1 pseudogene is annotated in these 519 nt (G+C 35.8%); it reads left to right on the top strand.

Going from position 1 to position 519, the window contains the following annotated elements:
• Window positions 1-519: pseudogene (locus AC1DJR_RS33100) on the top strand (L,D-transpeptidase family protein); the annotation flags it as partial.

The following is a 519-nucleotide window of genomic DNA, read 5'->3' as shown; positions in this document are numbered from 1 at the left end:
GAGTAAGATCAAGCAAACGTTTTACAAATTGGAAGCTTATTGCAGCGGGTGTTGGTGTAATTGTACTTCTCATTGGAGGAATGAGTTATTATCAGACAACTCACTTCAATTCAAATGTTACGATTAATGACACAAAAGTCGGTGGTCTGAACGCTGATCAGGCAATACAGAAATTAAAAACATCTGGACTAGAAAACAAAGTCTATGTTGATCAACAACAAATTTTAGATGAAAAAGATACAAAAACGGAACTTACGGAAAAAGATTTGCCTCAAGTTAAGAAACTATTAAAAAGCCAGTGGACATTTTTCCCTTCCTCAAAGGAAAAAAAATATTCAGTGCTACCGGAAAAGGCGGATCAGTATCGTAGTGAAACGATGAAAAAACTTGTAGAAGAAAAGCTCATCTCTATGAATGAAAAATTAAAAGCGCCTCAAGATGCTATGGCGAAGCTTGAACAAGGAAAAGTTGTTATTTCGAAGAGCGTTGATGGAAAACAGTATGACGTTACTAGTCTAC

This window comes from Bacillus sp. 05T31, assembly GCF_056396725.1.
Note: the sequence above shows the minus strand (reverse complement) of the source record. Positions and strands in the feature narration are given on the sequence as shown.